The 14760-nt window shown below is 69.1% G+C and carries 14 protein-coding genes; 9 read left to right on the top strand and 5 right to left on the bottom strand.

From position 1 onward, the window contains the following. Positions 1-21 precede the first annotated feature (21 nt). Positions 22-771, bottom strand: a complete 750-nt coding sequence (locus tag G369_RS0105475) for an arginyltransferase (RefSeq protein ID WP_019652976.1) — start codon at positions 769-771, stop codon at positions 22-24. Beyond that, positions 768-1523 carry a leucyl/phenylalanyl-tRNA--protein transferase gene (gene aat, locus G369_RS0105470; RefSeq protein WP_026346215.1) on the bottom strand — a complete coding sequence of 252 codons (756 nt, stop codon included), beginning with the start codon at positions 1521-1523 and terminating at the stop codon, positions 768-770. Before aat ends, G369_RS0105475 begins: the two co-directional genes overlap by 4 nt. 205 nt (positions 1524-1728) lie before the next feature. On the opposite strand from aat, the gene G369_RS0105465 reads away from it, so the two are divergent. The 4 genes from G369_RS0105465 to G369_RS0105450 are packed head-to-tail and all read left to right on the top strand — an operon-like array spanning position 1729 to position 5793. Further along, positions 1729-4059, top strand: coding sequence for a xanthine dehydrogenase family protein molybdopterin-binding subunit (locus tag G369_RS0105465; protein WP_019652974.1), 2331 nt, complete (start codon positions 1729-1731; stop codon positions 4057-4059). Between the two features lie 34 nt (positions 4060-4093). Next, positions 4094-5008: a helix-turn-helix domain-containing protein gene (locus G369_RS0105460; RefSeq protein WP_019652973.1), complete on the top strand. Its 915-nt coding sequence runs from the start codon at positions 4094-4096 to the stop codon at positions 5006-5008. Continuing rightward, positions 4987-5349, top strand: coding sequence for a VOC family protein (locus tag G369_RS0105455; RefSeq protein WP_019652972.1), 363 nt, complete (start codon positions 4987-4989; stop codon positions 5347-5349). The genes G369_RS0105460 and G369_RS0105455 overlap by 22 nt, the downstream gene beginning before the upstream one ends. Positions 5350-5364: 15 nt before the next feature. Continuing rightward, positions 5365-5793, top strand: coding sequence for an SRPBCC family protein (locus G369_RS0105450; RefSeq protein ID WP_019652971.1), 429 nt, complete (start codon positions 5365-5367; stop codon positions 5791-5793). Here the strand turns inward: G369_RS0105450 and pobA are convergent. Further along, positions 5790-6971, bottom strand: coding sequence for a 4-hydroxybenzoate 3-monooxygenase (pobA, locus tag G369_RS0105445; protein ID WP_026346214.1), 1182 nt, complete (start codon positions 6969-6971; stop codon positions 5790-5792). The genes G369_RS0105450 and pobA overlap by 4 nt on opposite strands. Positions 6972-7113: 142 nt before the next feature. On the opposite strand from pobA, the gene G369_RS0105440 reads away from it, so the two are divergent. The 5 genes from G369_RS0105440 to G369_RS0105420 all read left to right on the top strand — a co-directional run bounded on the left by G369_RS0105440 (position 7114) and on the right by G369_RS0105420 (position 12068). Next, positions 7114-7884, top strand: coding sequence for an IclR family transcriptional regulator domain-containing protein (locus G369_RS0105440; RefSeq protein ID WP_019652969.1), 771 nt, complete (start codon positions 7114-7116; stop codon positions 7882-7884). A gap of 63 nt (positions 7885-7947) precedes the next feature. After that, the gene (locus G369_RS0105435) at positions 7948-8607 is read left to right on the top strand and encodes a response regulator (RefSeq protein WP_019652968.1); all 660 of its coding nucleotides are present in this window, start codon (positions 7948-7950) and stop codon (positions 8605-8607) included. 109 nt (positions 8608-8716) lie between these two features. Continuing rightward, positions 8717-10057, top strand: a complete 1341-nt coding sequence (locus tag G369_RS0105430) for an ATP-binding protein (protein ID WP_019652967.1) — start codon at positions 8717-8719, stop codon at positions 10055-10057. 101 nt (positions 10058-10158) lie between these two features. After that, entirely contained in the window at positions 10159-11643 is a 1485-nt protein-coding gene (locus G369_RS0105425) for a DegQ family serine endoprotease (RefSeq protein WP_019652966.1), read from the top strand. 122 nt (positions 11644-11765) lie between these two features. Further along, on the top strand, positions 11766-12068 hold the full coding sequence (locus G369_RS0105420; protein WP_019652965.1) for a hypothetical protein: 303 nt from the start codon (positions 11766-11768) through the stop codon (positions 12066-12068). A 12-nt stretch (positions 12069-12080) separates the two neighbouring features. On the opposite strand, the gene G369_RS0105415 is transcribed toward G369_RS0105420, so the two are convergent. Together G369_RS0105415 and G369_RS0105410 are read right to left on the bottom strand one after the other, a co-directional pair. Continuing rightward, a complete protein-coding gene (locus G369_RS0105415) occupies positions 12081-13952 on the bottom strand; it encodes a sensor histidine kinase (protein ID WP_019652964.1) in 1872 nt (623 codons plus the stop codon). 1 nt (position 13953) lies between these two features. Further along, positions 13954-14640, bottom strand: coding sequence for a response regulator transcription factor (locus G369_RS0105410; protein ID WP_019652963.1), 687 nt, complete (start codon positions 14638-14640; stop codon positions 13954-13956). Between the last annotated feature and the right edge of the window lie 120 nt (positions 14641-14760).

Here is a 14760-nt window from a genome sequence, read left to right as displayed (position 1 = left end):
CGGTGATGACCGAGCGCCATTTTATCTTGTGAAATCGCCTGGTGCCTGCCAGCGGCCGTCCAACAACACTTCATGAGGGGAAAAGCGCGCCTTGTAGTTCATCTTGGGGCTGTGCTCGATCCAGTAGCCCAGATAGACGTGCGGCAGCCCCAGCTTGCGGGCCTGCTCGATCTGCCAGAGCACGCTGTAGGTGCCGTAGCCGGCGCTCGAGTCGGGCTCGTAGAAGGTGTAGACGGCCGAGATGCCGTCGTTGAGCACGTCGAGGATCGACACCATCCTGAGCGCGCCAGCGCTGCCGTCGGGCAGGGTCTCGCGGAATTCCACCAGCCGCGAATTGACCCGGCTCTGCAGCAGGAACTGGGTGTACTGGTCGATGCTGTCGTGGTCCATGCCGCCGCCGGCGTGGCGGCCGTTCTGGTAGCGCAGGTAGAGCTGGTAGTGCTCCGGCATGAAGCACAGCTTGAGCACGCGGGCCTGCAGGTTGGCATGCTGCTTCACCGCCCGGCGCTGGCTGCGGTTGGGACGGAAGGAGTTGGCCAGCACGCGCAGCGGGATGCAGGCGCGGCAGCCATCGCAGTAGGGCCGGTAGGTGAACATGCCGCTGCGCCGGAAGCCGCTGAGCACCAGGTCGGAGTAGGCGTCGTTGTGGATCAGGTGGCTGGGCGTGGCCACTTGCGAGCGGGCTTGCCGGTCCGGCAGGTAGCTGCAGGGGTAGGGTGCAGTCGCATAGAACTGCAGTGTGTGGAGCGGGAGATCCTTGAGGTGCGTCACGTCAGGGAGGGAGGTCGCGCTGAAAGGAGTTCGGACCAGTATACGGGCTCGAATCGCCACCGTGGGCCCTGTTCCTGCCGTGCCCCTGCCACGTGCGCGACGAAGCGCTTGCGCGGCATTTCGCGGGCGCCGAGGCTCGCGAGGTGGGCGGTGTTCTGCTGGCAGTCGATCATCCGCACGCCGAAGTGGCGACAGAGCGACACCAGCGCCGCCAGCGCGATCTTCGATGCGTCCGGACGGCGGGTGAACATCGACTCGCCGAAGACCGCGCGACCCAGCGAAACGCAGTACAGGCCGCCCGCGAGCTCGCCGTCGATCCAGGTCTCGACGCTGTGGGCGTGGCCCGCGCGGTGCAAATCCGTATAGGCCGCCACCATGTCCGGCACGATCCAGGTGCCCGACTGGCCCACCCGCGGCGAGGCCGAGCAGGCCCTGATGACGGCCTCGAAACCGTGGTCGATGCGCACCTCGCAGCCGGGTGTTTCCACGAAGCGCGCCAGGGTCTTGCGCAGCGATCGGTGCAGCCTGAACTCGTCCACCTGCAGCACCATGCGCGGGTCGGGGCTCCACCACAGGATCGGCTGATCCTCGCTGAACCAGGGGAAGACGCAGTTGCCGTAGGCCTGCATCAAAGTATCGACGTCGAGCGCGCCGCCGGCGGCCAGCAGACCGGGTACCGGGTCGGCTGCTCCCCAGGCCGAAGCGGGGTCGGGCAGGGCATCTCCGGGTTCGAGCCAGGGCAGTTGTCGCATGTCCATAGGTATACACGGCTTCGCAAACATGGGGCCAGTCGGTGAAAATCGCGTCCGGTCGACATCGCCACCAGCAGTCGGCTCCTACGACCCGGCGCCACAAGACCCGCCGGAAACCCTATAGTGCACAGCTTGCATTTGCAGCATCAACGACCAGATCAGGCAGGCCCGAGCGAACGCCGGGGATAAGTACAAGAGGACAACGTTGACCACTGAACCCAATCCCACCCGCTTCGGCAGCGGCCAGGCAGTTCGCCGCCTCGAAGACGAAAGCCTTCTCTCGGGCGCCGGACGCTACACCGACGACGTCACGCTGCCTGAGCAGGCGCACCTCGTCTTCCTCCGATCCTCGTATCCGCATGCGCGGATCGTTTCCATCGACACCAGCGCCGCCGCCGCCATGCCCGGCGTGCTGCGCGTGATCACCGGCGCCGAGATGGCCGATGCCGGCGTCAAGCCCCTGCCGGGCGCCGCGGGGTTCAAGCGCGCGGACGGCAGCGACAGCGCCAGCCCGCCGCGCCGGGCCATCGCCCATGAGCGCACCCGTTTCGTCGGCGAGGTGGTGGCCGCGGTGGTGGCCGAGACCGTGCAGCAGGCGCGCGACGCGGCCGAAGCCATCATGGTCGAGTATGAAGAGCTGCCCATGGTGGTCGACCTCGCCAGCGCCACCGCCGAGGGCGCGCCGCTGCTGTGCGAGGAGGCCACCGGCAACATCAGCGCAGAAATGCGCCACGGCAGCAGCGAGGCCGCCACGGCTGCCTTCGCCCGGGCCAGCCACGTGATCGCCCTCGACGTGATCAACCAGCGGGTGGTCGCCCTCACGATCGAGCCGCGTTCGGTGCTCGCTGCGCGCGACCCCAAGACCGGCCGCCTCACGATCCGCATGAGCACGCAGATGCCGTCCGGCGTGCGCGACGCCATCTGCGCCGCCATCGGCCTGCCGAAGGAGAAGGTGCGCGTGGTGGTGGGCGACGTCGGTGGCGGGTTCGGCATGAAGACCGGTGCCTATCCGGAGGACATCGCTGTCGCCTATGCGGCGCTGCAGGTGGACCGGCCGGTGAAGTGGGTGGCCGACCGCAGCGAGGAGTTCCTCTCCAGCGCGCACGGCCGCGACATCGAGGCGCGCGCCGAGATGGCGCTCGACGCCGATGGCAGGATTCTCGCGCTGCGCATCAAGACGCTCGCCAACGTCGGCGCCTACGCCACCGGCACCGGCGTCGCGATCCAACTGCTCATCGGCCCCTGGGTGCAGACCAGCGTCTACGACATCCAGACCATCGACTTCCATTTCAAGGCGGTGCTCACCAACACCGCGCCCACCGGCGCCTACCGCGGCGCGGGGCGCCCCGAAGCCATCTTCACCATCGAGCGGCTCATGGACGAGGCCGCGCGGCAGACCGGCATCGACCGCGTCGCGCTGCGCCGGCGCAACTTCATCCGCCCGGAGCAGATGCCGTACAAGAACCCGATGGCGCAGACCTACGACACCGGCAACTTCGAGTCGGTGATGGACCAGGCGCTCACGCTCGCGGACTGGCAGGGCTTCGAGGCCCGCGCCGCCGAGTCGGCCGGCCGGGGCAAGCACCGCGGCCTGGGCATCGCTACCTTCCTGGAGTGGACGGGCGGCAACGTCTTCGAGGAGCGCGTCACAGTCTCGGTGCAGGCCGACGGCGTGATCGAGGTTTTCTCGGCCGTCAACGCCATGGGGCAGGGCATCGCCACCTCGCTGGCCCAGCTCGCTGTGGACGCCTTCGGCGTGCCCATCGAGAAGGTCCGCGTGGTGCTCGGCGACACCGACCGCGGCGACGGCTTCGGCAGCGCCGGCTCGCGCTCTCTCTTCACCGGCGGCTCGGCCGTGCGCATCGGCGCCGAGCGCACCATCGACAAGGCGCGCGAACTCGCAGCGCAGGAGTTCGAGGCCTCGCTCGACGACATCGTCTACAGCCGCGGCGTGTTCAACGTGGCCGGCACCGACCTCGAGCTCGACCTGTTCACGCTGGCGGCGAAGCAGCCCGGGCGCGAGATCTTCGTCGACTCCACCAGCACCGTGGCGGGCCCCACCTGGCCCAACGGCTGCCACATCTGCGAGATCGAGATCGATCCGCCCACCGGCGAGATCAGCGTGGTGGCCTACAGCTCGGTCAACGACGTGGGCCGCGTGATCAATCCGATGATCGTGCGCGGCCAGCTCGAGGGAGGCGCTGTGCAGGGCATCGGCCAGGCGCTGTACGAGCAGGTGGTGTACGACCACGAGACCGGCCAGCCTGTCACCGGCAGCCTGATGGACTACGCGGCTCCGCGCGCGGACATCGTCGACACCATGTTCAACATGGAGATGGACGAGTCCACGCCCTGCAAGAACAACCCGCTGGGCGTGAAGGGCGTGGGCGAGCTGGGCACCATCGGCGCCACGCCGGCCATCGTGAACGCGGTGGCCGATGCCTTCGCGCGCAACGGCCTCGCCACGCGCGCACCGCGCCTGCACATGCCGCTGAGCCCCGCACGCGTCTGGCAGGCGATGCAAACGGTCGATTGAGCAATCGTTTTCGTGGGGCACGAGGGCGTCGGCCATGCTTGTCACCAACGAAGTACAGACCGACGCAATCCGCATCGCCAGCTACCGCTGCGATGCGGGTCCCGACGCGCAGCCTTTCACAGAAATGCACGAAGGTTATTCGGTCTCGTACGTGCGCAAGGGCAGCTTCGGTTATCGCACGCGCGGCAATGCCTATGAACTGGTCGCCGGCTCGGTGCTGGTCGGCTGCCCGGGCGACGAGTACGTCTGCACGCACGACCACCACGTCTGCGGCGACGAGTGCCTGGCCTTTCACCTCTCGCCGGGCTTCGTCGACCTGATCGGCGGCGACGGCAAGACCTGGCGCGCCGGCGGTGTGCCGCCGCTGGCGGAACTGGTGGTCATCGGCGAACTGGCCCAGGCCGCGGCCGACGGGCAAGGCGACGTGGGGTTGGACGAGCTGGGCATGTGGTTCGCGAGCCGCTTCGTCGAGGTCGTCTCGGGCCGGGCGAAGCCGAAGCTGCCTTCGTCGGCCATCTCCCGCGACCGCCGCCGCGCGGTCGACGCCGCGATGTGGATCGACGCCAACCTGCAGCACGACATCGGCCTCGACGGCGCCGCTGCCGAAGCCGGCCTGAGCTCCTTCCACTTCCTGCGGCTGTTCTCGCAGGTGCTGGGCGTCACGCCGCACCAGTACCTCGTGCGCTCACGCCTGCGGCGCGCCGCGCGGCTGCTGGCCGAAGACGAGCACCGGCCGGTGACCGAGGTCGCGCTGGACGTGGGCTTTGCCGATCTGAGCAACTTCGTGCGCACCTTCCATCGGGCCGCGGGCGTGTCGCCCGGCGGCTTCCGCAGGGCGGCAAAGGGCGATCGCAAGATTCTCCAAGAGCGGATCGCGGCGCTCTTCGATGATGGACTCCTGATCAACACATCGAGCAGGAAACCATCATGTACGACCACATCGGACTGAAAGTCGCGGACCTCGCCGCGAGCCGCCGCTTCTACGAGGCCGCGCTCGCGCCGCTGGGCCACGTGCCGGGCCCGCACGACGACAGCTACGCCGGCATCGGCCCTGCGGACGAGCCGGCACTGTGGCTCTATGCCGCCAAGGGCGCGGCAAAAGGGCCGGGCACCCATATCGCCTTCCGCGCACCCAGCCACGAGGCCGTGGCCGCCTTCCACAAGGCAGGCCTGCAAGCCGGAGGCACCGACAACGGCGGTGCAGGCCCGAGGCCGGACTACAGCCCGACCTATTACGCGGCCTTCCTGATCGATCCCGACGGCAACAACGTCGAGGCGGTCTGCCCCTGAACGAGGAGCGGCACCATGGCCACGGTCTACAAGGAATTCGTCGTCGAGGCAGGCGCAGCGCAGGTCTGGGATGCGCTGCGGGATTTCAACGCCGTGCACACGCGGCTCGCGCCGGGTTTTCTCACGGCCTGCACGATCGACGCGGAGGGCGCCCGCATCCTGACCTTCGCCAACGGCCTCGTTGCGCGAGAGGTGCTGGTGGGCATCGACGAAGCGCACCGCCGGCTGGCCTACACCGTCACAGGCGGCAAGGCGACGCATCACCATGCGACGGCGCAGGTGTTCGAGGAAGGGGAGGGCCGCTCTCGCTTCGTCTGGATCACCGACGTATTGCCCGACGCCATGGCTGCCTACATCGCACCGATGATGGAGCAGGGCGGGGCGGCCATGAAGGCCGCGCTGGAAGGCCGGCCTGTTGCGGCCAAGGCTACGGCTGCGGCCTAGAAGTCTTCGAGCGGCAGCCCGACGTAGTTCTCCGCCAGCGCGGTGGAGGCTGCGGTCGAGTGCACGAGGTAGTCGAGCTCCGCCTCCTGGATCTTCTGCCCGAAGGCGCCCGTCTCGGGAAAGCGGTGCATCAGCGAAGTGAACCACCACGAGAAGCGCTCGGCCTTCCAGACGCGGCGCAGGCACAGGTCGGAGTAGCGGTCGAGCGCCGAGGCCGACTTCTCGCCGTAGAAGATTTCGACGGCACGCGAGAGATACCCCACGTCGGCCGTAGCGAGGTTCAGGCCCTTGGCGCCGGTCGGCGGCACGATGTGCGCCGCGTCGCCCGCCAGGAAGAGGGAGCCGAAGCGCATCGGCTCCGCGACGAAGCTGCGCAGCGGCGCGATGCTCTTTTCCAGCGAAGGGCCGGTCACCAGGCGCTCGCGCGCCTCGGGGTCGAGCCGCTCGCGCAGCTCGTTCCAGAAGGCCTCGTCGCTCCAGTTCTCCACCCGCTCCTCGGTCGGCACCTGCACGTAGTAGCGGCTGCGCGTGGCGCTGCGCATGCTGCACAGCGCGAAGCCGCGCGCGGTGTTGGCATAGATGAGTTCGTGCGAAACCGGCGGCACGTCGGCCAGCACGCCGAGCCAGCCGAAGGGGTAGATCTTCTCGTAGGTCTGGATCGCGTCGGCCGGCACGCTGGCGCGGCTCACGCCGTGGTAGCCGTCGCAGCCGGCGATGAAGTCGCATTCGATCTCGTGCGTCTGGCCGTCCTTCTCGTAGCGCACGCGCGGCTTGCCCGACTGGAAGTCGTGCAGGCTCACGTTGGCCGCGCTGTAGATGGTGGTCAGGCCCTCGGCCGCGCGTGCTTCCATCAGGTCGCGCGTCACTTCGGTCTGGCCGTACACCGTCACCTGCTTGCCGCCGGTGAGGCCGTGCATGTCGATGCGGTGGCGCGCGCCCTTGAAGAGCAGCTCGATGCCCTCGTGCGGTAGGCCCTCGGCCTTGGCGCGGGTGTCGACGCCGGCACGCGCCAGCAGGTCCATGGTGACCTGTTCCAGCACGCCGGCGCGGATGCGGCCGAGCACGTAGTCGCCGCTCTGGCGTTCGACGATGACGTTGTCGATGCCTGCCTTGTACAGAAGCTGACCGAGCAGCAGGCCGGCGGGACCGGCTCCGATGATGGCGACCTGGGTGCGCATGTGGGTGTCTCCGAAAGGGTTTTGCGGAGCGTAGGGCGCGCGGGGCGTTCCGTGGAGGCCGCTTGCGCGGCTGTGTGCGATCATGCGAATGCGTGCGCGATCATCGCGCAACACTTCCATAGACGACGAACCATCCCGCCGAATGAGCATCGCCAAGGCCGACTTCATCGAGGGCATCGCCAAGGGCATGGCCGTGCTCGAAAGCTTCGACACCGAGCGCCAGCGCCTGAACGCCACGCTGGCCGCCGAGCGCGCCGGCCTCACGCGCGCCGCCGCCCGCCGCCACCTGCTGACGCTGGCCCACCTGGGCTACCTGGAGACCGACGGCAGCTATTTCTGGATGGCGCCGAAGGTGCTGCGCTTCTCGGGCAGCTATCTCGCCTCGTCGCGCCTGCCGCGCGCGCTGCAGCCGACGCTGAACCGGCTCGCGGCGCAGACCGGCGAGTCGTTCTCGGCCGTGGTGCTCGATGGCGAGGAGGTCGTCATCGTTGCGCGCAGCGGCACCTACGGCACGCCGACCCGGGTGCTCGCCTACGGCCTGCACCTGGGCGCGCGGCTGCCCGCGCATGCCACCTCCACCGGGCGCGTGCTGCTGGCGGCGATGGCGCCGACCCAGTTCATGCAATGGCTCAAGGGCCGGCACCTGGCGCGGCTCACGCCCCGCACGGTGACGCAGGCACGGGGCCTGCGGCAGCTGATCGCCCGCACGCGCAAGGACGACTACTGCTTCGCCAGCGAGGAACACGAGCTGGGTGTGCAGGCGCTGGCCGTGCCGCTGCGCGACATGCAGGGCCGCACTGTGGCGGCGCTCAACGTGGTGCTCTCGGGCACGCGCTACCAGGAGGAGACACTGCTGCGCGAGATGCTGCCGCTGCTCTTCGAAGCCGCGCGCGAAGTCCGGTCTCTGCTCTGAGCGCGGGCCCGATCTGAACTTTGGCCGAAGCCCGCGCCTCGAACCCCCGAAACGGACACAACCATGCGACTGCTCCTCCTCGAAGACGACGTGATGATCGGCGAAGCGGTGCTCGACCTGCTGCGCGCCGAACAGTACGCGGTGGACTGGGTGAAAGACGGCGAGGCCGCCGAAACGGCGCTGCGGACCCAGCAATACGACCTCGTGATGCTCGACCTGGGCGTGCCCAGGCGCGACGGCCTCGAGGTCTTGCGCAACCTGCGCGCGCGCAAGCAGCGCATGCCGGTGCTGATCGCCACCGCGCGCGACTCGGTGCAGCAGCGCATCGAAGGCCTCGATGCCGGCGCCGACGACTATGTGCTCAAGCCCTACGACCTCGACGAGCTCCTTGCCCGCATACGCGCCTTGCTGCGCCGGGCGGCGGGGCGCGCAGAGCCGGTGTACGAGCACATGGGCGTGAGCATCAACCCGGCCACGCGCGAGGTCACGGTGGCCGGCCAGCCGGTGGTGCTGTCGGCGCGCGAGTGGGCCGTGCTGGAGCCCCTGCTGGCGAGGCCGGGCATGGTGCTGTCGCGCGCGCAGCTCGAGGAGAAGCTCTACAGCTGGAAGGACGAGATCAGCAGCAACGCGGTCGAGGTCTATGTGCACGGGCTGCGCAAGAAGCTCGGCGCGGAGTTCATCCGCAATGTGAGGGGTGTCGGCTACATGGTGCCGAAGCTATGACTCGCCCCCAGGCCTCGCGCACTTCGTGTCGCTTCGCCAACCCCCTTCCGGGGGCGACGTCTACGGGCCGGCGAAGCCGGTTCCGTGACGTCCCGCGAAGGGAGGGGGCATGAGGCGGCTGTTTGATTCGCTGACCGGTTCGCTGCGCGCGCGCCTGTTGTGGTTCCTTCTTGCAGCCATCGTTCTGGCTGCGGGCGCACAGGCGCTGGTGGCTTATCGCACGGTGCTCGCGGAGGCCGACGACATCTTCGACTATCACATGCAGCAGATGGCGCTGTCGCTGCGCGCGGGCCTGCCGCCGAGCGCCGCGGTGGGAGGGCTGGGCGCCGCCGAGCAGAACTTCGACTTCGTCGTGCAGGTGTGGACGGCCGACGGCGTGCGCATCTTCGAATCGGCCGAGCAGGCCGCGCTGCCGCAGCTGGCGGTGCTGGGCTTCGCCGACGTGAACGCACGCGGCACCACGTATCGCGTGTTCTCGATGCAGACGCGCGGGCTGGTGATCCAGGTGGCGCAGGACATGGCGGCGCGCCGCCACATGGCCGGTACGCTGGCGCTGCGCACCATCGCGCCGGTGGCGCTGATGGCGCCGCTTCTGATGCTGGTCGTGTGGTGGGTGGTGAGCAGGTCGCTTGCGCCGGTGGCGCGCGTGCGAAGGCAGGTCGCCTCGCGGCAGGCGGACGATCTCTCCCCGGTGAGCGACGAGAACCTGCCCGACGAGGTGCGTCCGCTGGTGCAGGAACTGAACCTGCTCTTCGACCGCGTGCGCCATGCCTTCGATGCGCAGAAGCATTTCGTCGCCGATGCCGCGCACGAACTGCGCTCGCCCCTGGCCGCGCTCAAGCTGCAGGTGCAGGGCCTGCAGCGCGCACCCGACGATGCCTCGCGCGAGCTCGCCGTGAGCCGGCTGGTGGCGGGCATCGACCGCGCCACGCGGCTGGTCGAGCAGATGCTCGCGCTGGCCCGGCACGAGGCCAGCATCGCGGCCGGCGCCAGGCCCGAGCCGGTCGACCTGGCCGAGGTCGCGCGGCTCGCGGTTTCCGACGCGGTGGCGGCTGCGCAGGCGAGGGGCATCGACATCGGCATCGCGCATGCCGACGAGGCTGCGGTGGTGCTTGGACAGTCGGAAGCCCTGCGAATGCTGCTTCGCAACCTGCTGGAAAACGCCATCAAGTACACGCCGGTCGAGGGCCGGGTCGACATCGGCATCGCCCGTGTGGGCGGCACCGTCGAGCTCACCGTGGACGACAGCGGACCGGGCCTGCCGCCCGAGGAGCGCGAGCGGGTGCTCGACCGGTTCTACCGCTCCGGCGAGTCGCAGGCGCCGGGCAGCGGGCTGGGGCTGGCCATCGTCAAGTCGATCGCCGACCTGCACGGGGCGACGGTGGCGCTCGACCAGTCGTCCAGCCTCGGCGGCCTGCGCGTGCTGGTGCGCTTTCCGGCGCGCGCCTGAGTCCCTTGCGGCGGCGCCGCGCCGTTTAAGCGGCGCTTAAGTCAGACCCGCGACATTCCTTTCATCGTTTTGCGTCCATACGCCTTGAAAGGAACCGACGAATGAACTCACGTCTGACTTCTCCCCGTGCCCTGGCCATCGCCCTGGCAAGCGCCGGCGTGATCGGTGCCGTCGGCGCCGGCGCCTACACCAGCGCCCGCGCCGTGGGTGCGCCGACCACCAACGCCGTCGCGACCGCGCCGGCCGCCATGGTCACGCTGCCCGACTTCTCGACGATCACTTCGCGCGACGGCCCGGCCGTGGTCAACATCAGCGTGACCGGCACCATGAAGGCGTCCGACGACGAGGCCGCCGCCGAGATCCAGGGCGTCGATCCGGACGATCCGATGTTCCAGTTCTTCCGCCGCTTCCAGGGCCAGATGAACCCGCGCGGCCAGCAACAGCAGCGCGAGGTGCCAGTGCGTGCGCAGGGCTCGGGCTTCATCGTCGACCCCAGCGGCATCATCATCACCAACGCCCACGTCGTGAAGGACGCGAAGGAAGTCACCGTCAAGCTCACCGACCGCCGCGAATACCGCGCGAAGGTGCTGGGCGCCGACGCCAAGACCGACATCGCGGTGCTCAAGATCGACGCGAAGAACCTGCCGGTGCTCGCGCTGGGCAACACCAAGGACCTGAAGGTCGGCGAATGGGTGCTGGCCATCGGCTCGCCCTTCGGCTTCGAGAACACCGTGACGGCCGGCGTGGTGAGCGCCAAGGGCCGCTCGCTGCCCGACGACAGCTACGTGCCCTTCATCCAGACCGACGTGGCTGTGAACCCCGGCAATTCCGGCGGCCCGCTGCTCAACACGCGTGGCGAGGTGGTCGGCATCAACTCGCAGATCTACAGCCGCAGCGGCGGCTACCAGGGCGTGTCGTTCGCGATCCCGATCGACGTGGCGATCCAGGTGAAGGACCAGATCGTCGCCACCGGCAAGGCGCAGCACGCACGCCTCGGCATTGCGGTGCAGGAGGTGAACCAGGCCTTCGCCGATTCGTTCAAGCTCGACAAGCCCGAAGGCGCGCTGGTCTCGAACATCGAGAAGGGCGGCCCCGGCGACAAGGCCGGCCTGAAGGCGGGCGACGTGATCCGCAAGGTCGACGGCCAGCCCATCGTGTCCTCGGGCGACCTGCCGGCTGTGATCGGCCAGCAGGCTCCGGGCAAGAAGGTCACGCTGGAAGTGTGGCGCCAGGGCGAACGCCAGGAGCTGCAGGCCAAGCTCGGCGACGCGAGCGACAAGCCCGCCAAGGTCGCGAAGGCCGATGCCGACGTGGGCCAGGGCAAGCTGGGCCTGGCGCTGCGGCCGCTGCAGCCGCAGGAAAAGCGCGAAGCCTCCGTCGACAACGGCCTGCTGATCGAGGACGCGGCCGGCCCCTCCGCCCAGGCCGGGGTGCAGGCGGGCGACGTGCTGCTGGCCATCAACGGCACCCCGGCGCAGAGCGTGGAGCAGGTGCGCGAGGTGGTGGCGAAGGCCAGCAACAAGTCGGTGGCGCTGCTGATCCAGCGCGGCGAAGACAAGATCTTCGTGCCCGTGAGGATTGGCTGACCCCCCCGGGCTGCGCGCACTGCGTGTCGCGCCGCCAACCCCCGCGGGGAACACTCGAGGCCCGGCGAGGCCGGTTCCTCGGTGTTCCACGAAGGAACCGAGACTTCAGAACCGCCGCTCGAATGACGTCACCTGCACAGAGCCTCTCGGCGCACATCCTGCCCACGTCGGCCACCATGATCGGCGTGTGCATGACGGTGATGTCCATCGGGCACCTCGGGCCGCGCGACGACATGCGGCTGCTGATCGACCGCCTGCTCGCAGTGGACGCGCTGGTCTTCCTGGCCAGCGCGTTGCTGTCCTTCATCTCGATGCGCTCACGCATTTCCGGCGCGAAGCTGGAGGCGTGGGGCGAGATGGTGTTCATCGCCGGCCTCGGGCTGCTGGCGCTGGGCGCGGTGACGCTGGCTTTCGCCCTGCGCTGACCGGGCAGCGCCTCAGGCCGGCGAGCAGGGCCAGTCGAGCTGCATGCGCGTGCCTCCGGCGGCCGGATCCACCGTCTCGATCTGCAGCCGCGCGCCGATGGACTGGGCGCGCGCCCGCATGTTGGCGATGCCGTGGCCCGTTCGCCCGCCACTGGCCGGCGCCGAAGACAGGCCGCGTCCGTTGTCGGTGAGCATGATGCGCACCAGCGAGGGCGTCTCTTCCCCGTGCCAGCTCGCATGCATCACGATGCGCGTGGCACCCGCGTGCTTGAGCACGTTGGTGAAGGCCTCCAGCAGGATGCGCTGCAGCTGCAGGGCCGCCTGCGCGGCGAAGGGCTCCAGCTGCGGGATCACTTCCACGTCCCACACCAGCTCGATGCCGGCGGCATCGAGCCGCGGCTGCAGGCGGTAGCGCAGCGTGGCCAGTACGGTGGCCAGGTCGTCGTGCGTGGGCTGCAGCGAATCGACGGCCATGCGCATCTCGTCGAGCGCGAGCTTGACGTGTTCCTCGATCACCGAGCGGTCGGGCCGGGCCTGCGTCACCACGTTGAGCAGCCCGACCAGCTGCGAGCCCACGCCGTCGTGGATCTCTCGCATGATGCGCTGGCGCTCCAGCAGCACGGCCTGTTCCTGCTGCTGCTGGCGCATGGTGTCGAAGGCGCTGCGCAACTGGTCTTCGCGTTCGGCCACGCGGGCCGCGAGGTTGGCGTTGAGTGCGCGGTAGTCGGCCACGGTGCGGCTGTAGCGCTCGACCACCAGGCCGGCCAGGATCATCACGAAGAAGAACATCGCGTGCGCCGTGAGCGTGTAGTAGGCGCCGCCGAAGAGGCCCATGCGCACCAGCAGCAGGTCATGCGCGCCGGCCAGGATGGCCAGCGTGCCCGCGGCCATCAGCACGCCTGCGATGCGTCGCCGGTCCACCAGCGCGCCGTACACCACGTAGGGCAGGCAGATGATGCTGGTGAGCTGCAGGATGACCAGCCCGCCGGTCCACAGCAGCGGCTGCGCGAACGCGAAAGAAGCGCACGCCAGCGTGACCGACAGCGCCAGCGCGGTATAGATGGAGCGCACCAGCCACGGCGGATTGCGCTCCAGCACCAGCAGCACGAAGCGCGCGATCAGCCCGATGTGGCAGGCGTAGCAGACCGCCACGATGGCGCCCCACAGCGGCCAGGGGATGGCCACGTCGGGCCACACGCGATCGAGGTTGCGCGCCACGCCAGAGAGCGCGGCCAGCGCGAAGCAGCCGTAGAGCGCGTCGCGCTGGCGCAGCCAGAGCCCTCCGGCGATGCCGCCCATCAGCAGCAGGCTGACGGCATAGACGATGGCCGATGTGTTGCGCCAGTTCTGCCTGGCCCGGTAGACCGCCGCGAGGGACGTCTCCGGGCCGTAGTGGACGCTGGCCAGCCCCGCGCCGCGCTGGCGCTGGATGGTGGTGCGCACCACCAGCAACTGCGGCTGGCCTTGCTGGTGCAGCACGGTGGGCACCGGCACCAGCAGGTTGCTCTTGGATGCGTCGTAGTTCGGCGCGCCCAGGGTGCCGTAGCTGGCCACGAGTGCGTCGTTGAAGGAGATCGCCACCTGGTTGCCAGCACCCGAGAGCAGCAGGGCCGCGGACTGGCCCACCGGTACCGCGGAGGCGGGCAACTCGATGCGGTAGGTGGCCTTGCCGCCGCGCCCCGGGAACTCGTGGTCCCAGCGGAAGGGCAGCTGTACCCGGCGTTGCAGCGCGGGCTGGCCATCGGGTTCGAGTTCCGCTTCGGCCCAGATCACGTCGAAGGCATCAGGCGCTTCCGCCGCGCTGGCTGGGGTCCCTGCCGACGCCAGCACGAGCCACAGGCACAGGGCGGCGAGCAGCAGGCGGCACAGGCCGCCGCCGGTCACGCTAGGGAAGCCAGCCGAGGTTGCGGGCCTCGAAAACAGCTTCCGATTTGTTGTGCACATCCAGCTTGCCGTAGATATTGCGGATATGGGTTTGGACGGTCGAGGCCGAGACTCCCATCTGCATCCCGACTTCGACATAGGTGAAACCACGAGAGACCAGGTCGAGCACCTCGAACTCGCGCGGTGAAAGTCGTTCTGGCGCGACCGTCGGGGCACCGGCGGCCTTGGCAGCAGCCTGTTCCCTGGATGCACCGCCTGAGTGGGCCTGCCAGCGGCGCAGCAGCTTGCGCGCGATCACCGGCGACATCGGCGAGCCGCCGGCGCGCAGGTGGCGGATGTGGGTGGCGAGATCGGCCTCGGTGCCGTCCTTCAGCAGGTAGCCGCTGGCGCCGGCCTCGAAGGCCTGGACCATGTTGGCCTCGTCGCCGAAGATCGAAAGCACCATCACCGCGCAGGCCGGCTGCATGTTGCGGCACTGGCTGATCACCTGCAGCCCGGGCCGGTCGGGCAGGCCGAGGTCCACCAGCAGCACGTCGACCGGGTTGTCGATCAGCCAGCGCAGGATGTCGCTCGCATTGGAGGCGCTGTAGGCCAGGCTCAGGGAGGGGTCTGCATCGACCACGCGCGAGATGCGCTCGCGCATGCCGGTGTCGTCTTCGACGAGGGCGACCTGTGTTTCCGCGATCATGCGTGGACCGGGCCTGTGGAGGAGAAGCTGCATGCGCTCATGCATGGCGTGGTGACGAGGCGCATGGGAAGAAAGGCCTGGGTTGCTGATGTCGCAGAGGGTAGGGGGCGGCTGGTTCGC

The organism is Variovorax atrisoli 110B (genome assembly GCF_000382045.1).
Classification (GTDB): Bacteria; Pseudomonadota; Gammaproteobacteria; order Burkholderiales; family Burkholderiaceae_C; genus Variovorax; species Variovorax atrisoli.
This window is presented reverse-complemented; position numbering and strand designations above follow the sequence as displayed.

Coding starts and splice junctions, on each gene's coding strand:
- aat (WP_026346215.1), bottom strand. CDS start 1,523: ATGCGACAACTGCCCTGGCTCGAACCCGGAGATGCCCTGCCCGACCCC.
- G369_RS0105460 (WP_019652973.1), top strand. CDS start 4,094: ATGCTTGTCACCAACGAAGTACAGACCGACGCAATCCGCATCGCCAGC.
- G369_RS0105455 (WP_019652972.1), top strand. CDS start 4,987: ATGTACGACCACATCGGACTGAAAGTCGCGGACCTCGCCGCGAGCCGC.
- G369_RS0105450 (WP_019652971.1), top strand. CDS start 5,365: ATGGCCACGGTCTACAAGGAATTCGTCGTCGAGGCAGGCGCAGCGCAG.
- pobA (WP_026346214.1), bottom strand. CDS start 6,971: ATGCGCACCCAGGTCGCCATCATCGGAGCCGGTCCCGCCGGCCTGCTG.
- G369_RS0105440 (WP_019652969.1), top strand. CDS start 7,114: ATGAGCATCGCCAAGGCCGACTTCATCGAGGGCATCGCCAAGGGCATG.
- G369_RS0105435 (WP_019652968.1), top strand. CDS start 7,948: ATGCGACTGCTCCTCCTCGAAGACGACGTGATGATCGGCGAAGCGGTG.
- G369_RS0105430 (WP_019652967.1), top strand. CDS start 8,717: ATGAGGCGGCTGTTTGATTCGCTGACCGGTTCGCTGCGCGCGCGCCTG.
- G369_RS0105425 (WP_019652966.1), top strand. CDS start 10,159: ATGAACTCACGTCTGACTTCTCCCCGTGCCCTGGCCATCGCCCTGGCA.
- G369_RS0105420 (WP_019652965.1), top strand. CDS start 11,766: ATGACGTCACCTGCACAGAGCCTCTCGGCGCACATCCTGCCCACGTCG.
- G369_RS0105410 (WP_019652963.1), bottom strand. CDS start 14,640: ATGATCGCGGAAACACAGGTCGCCCTCGTCGAAGACGACACCGGCATG.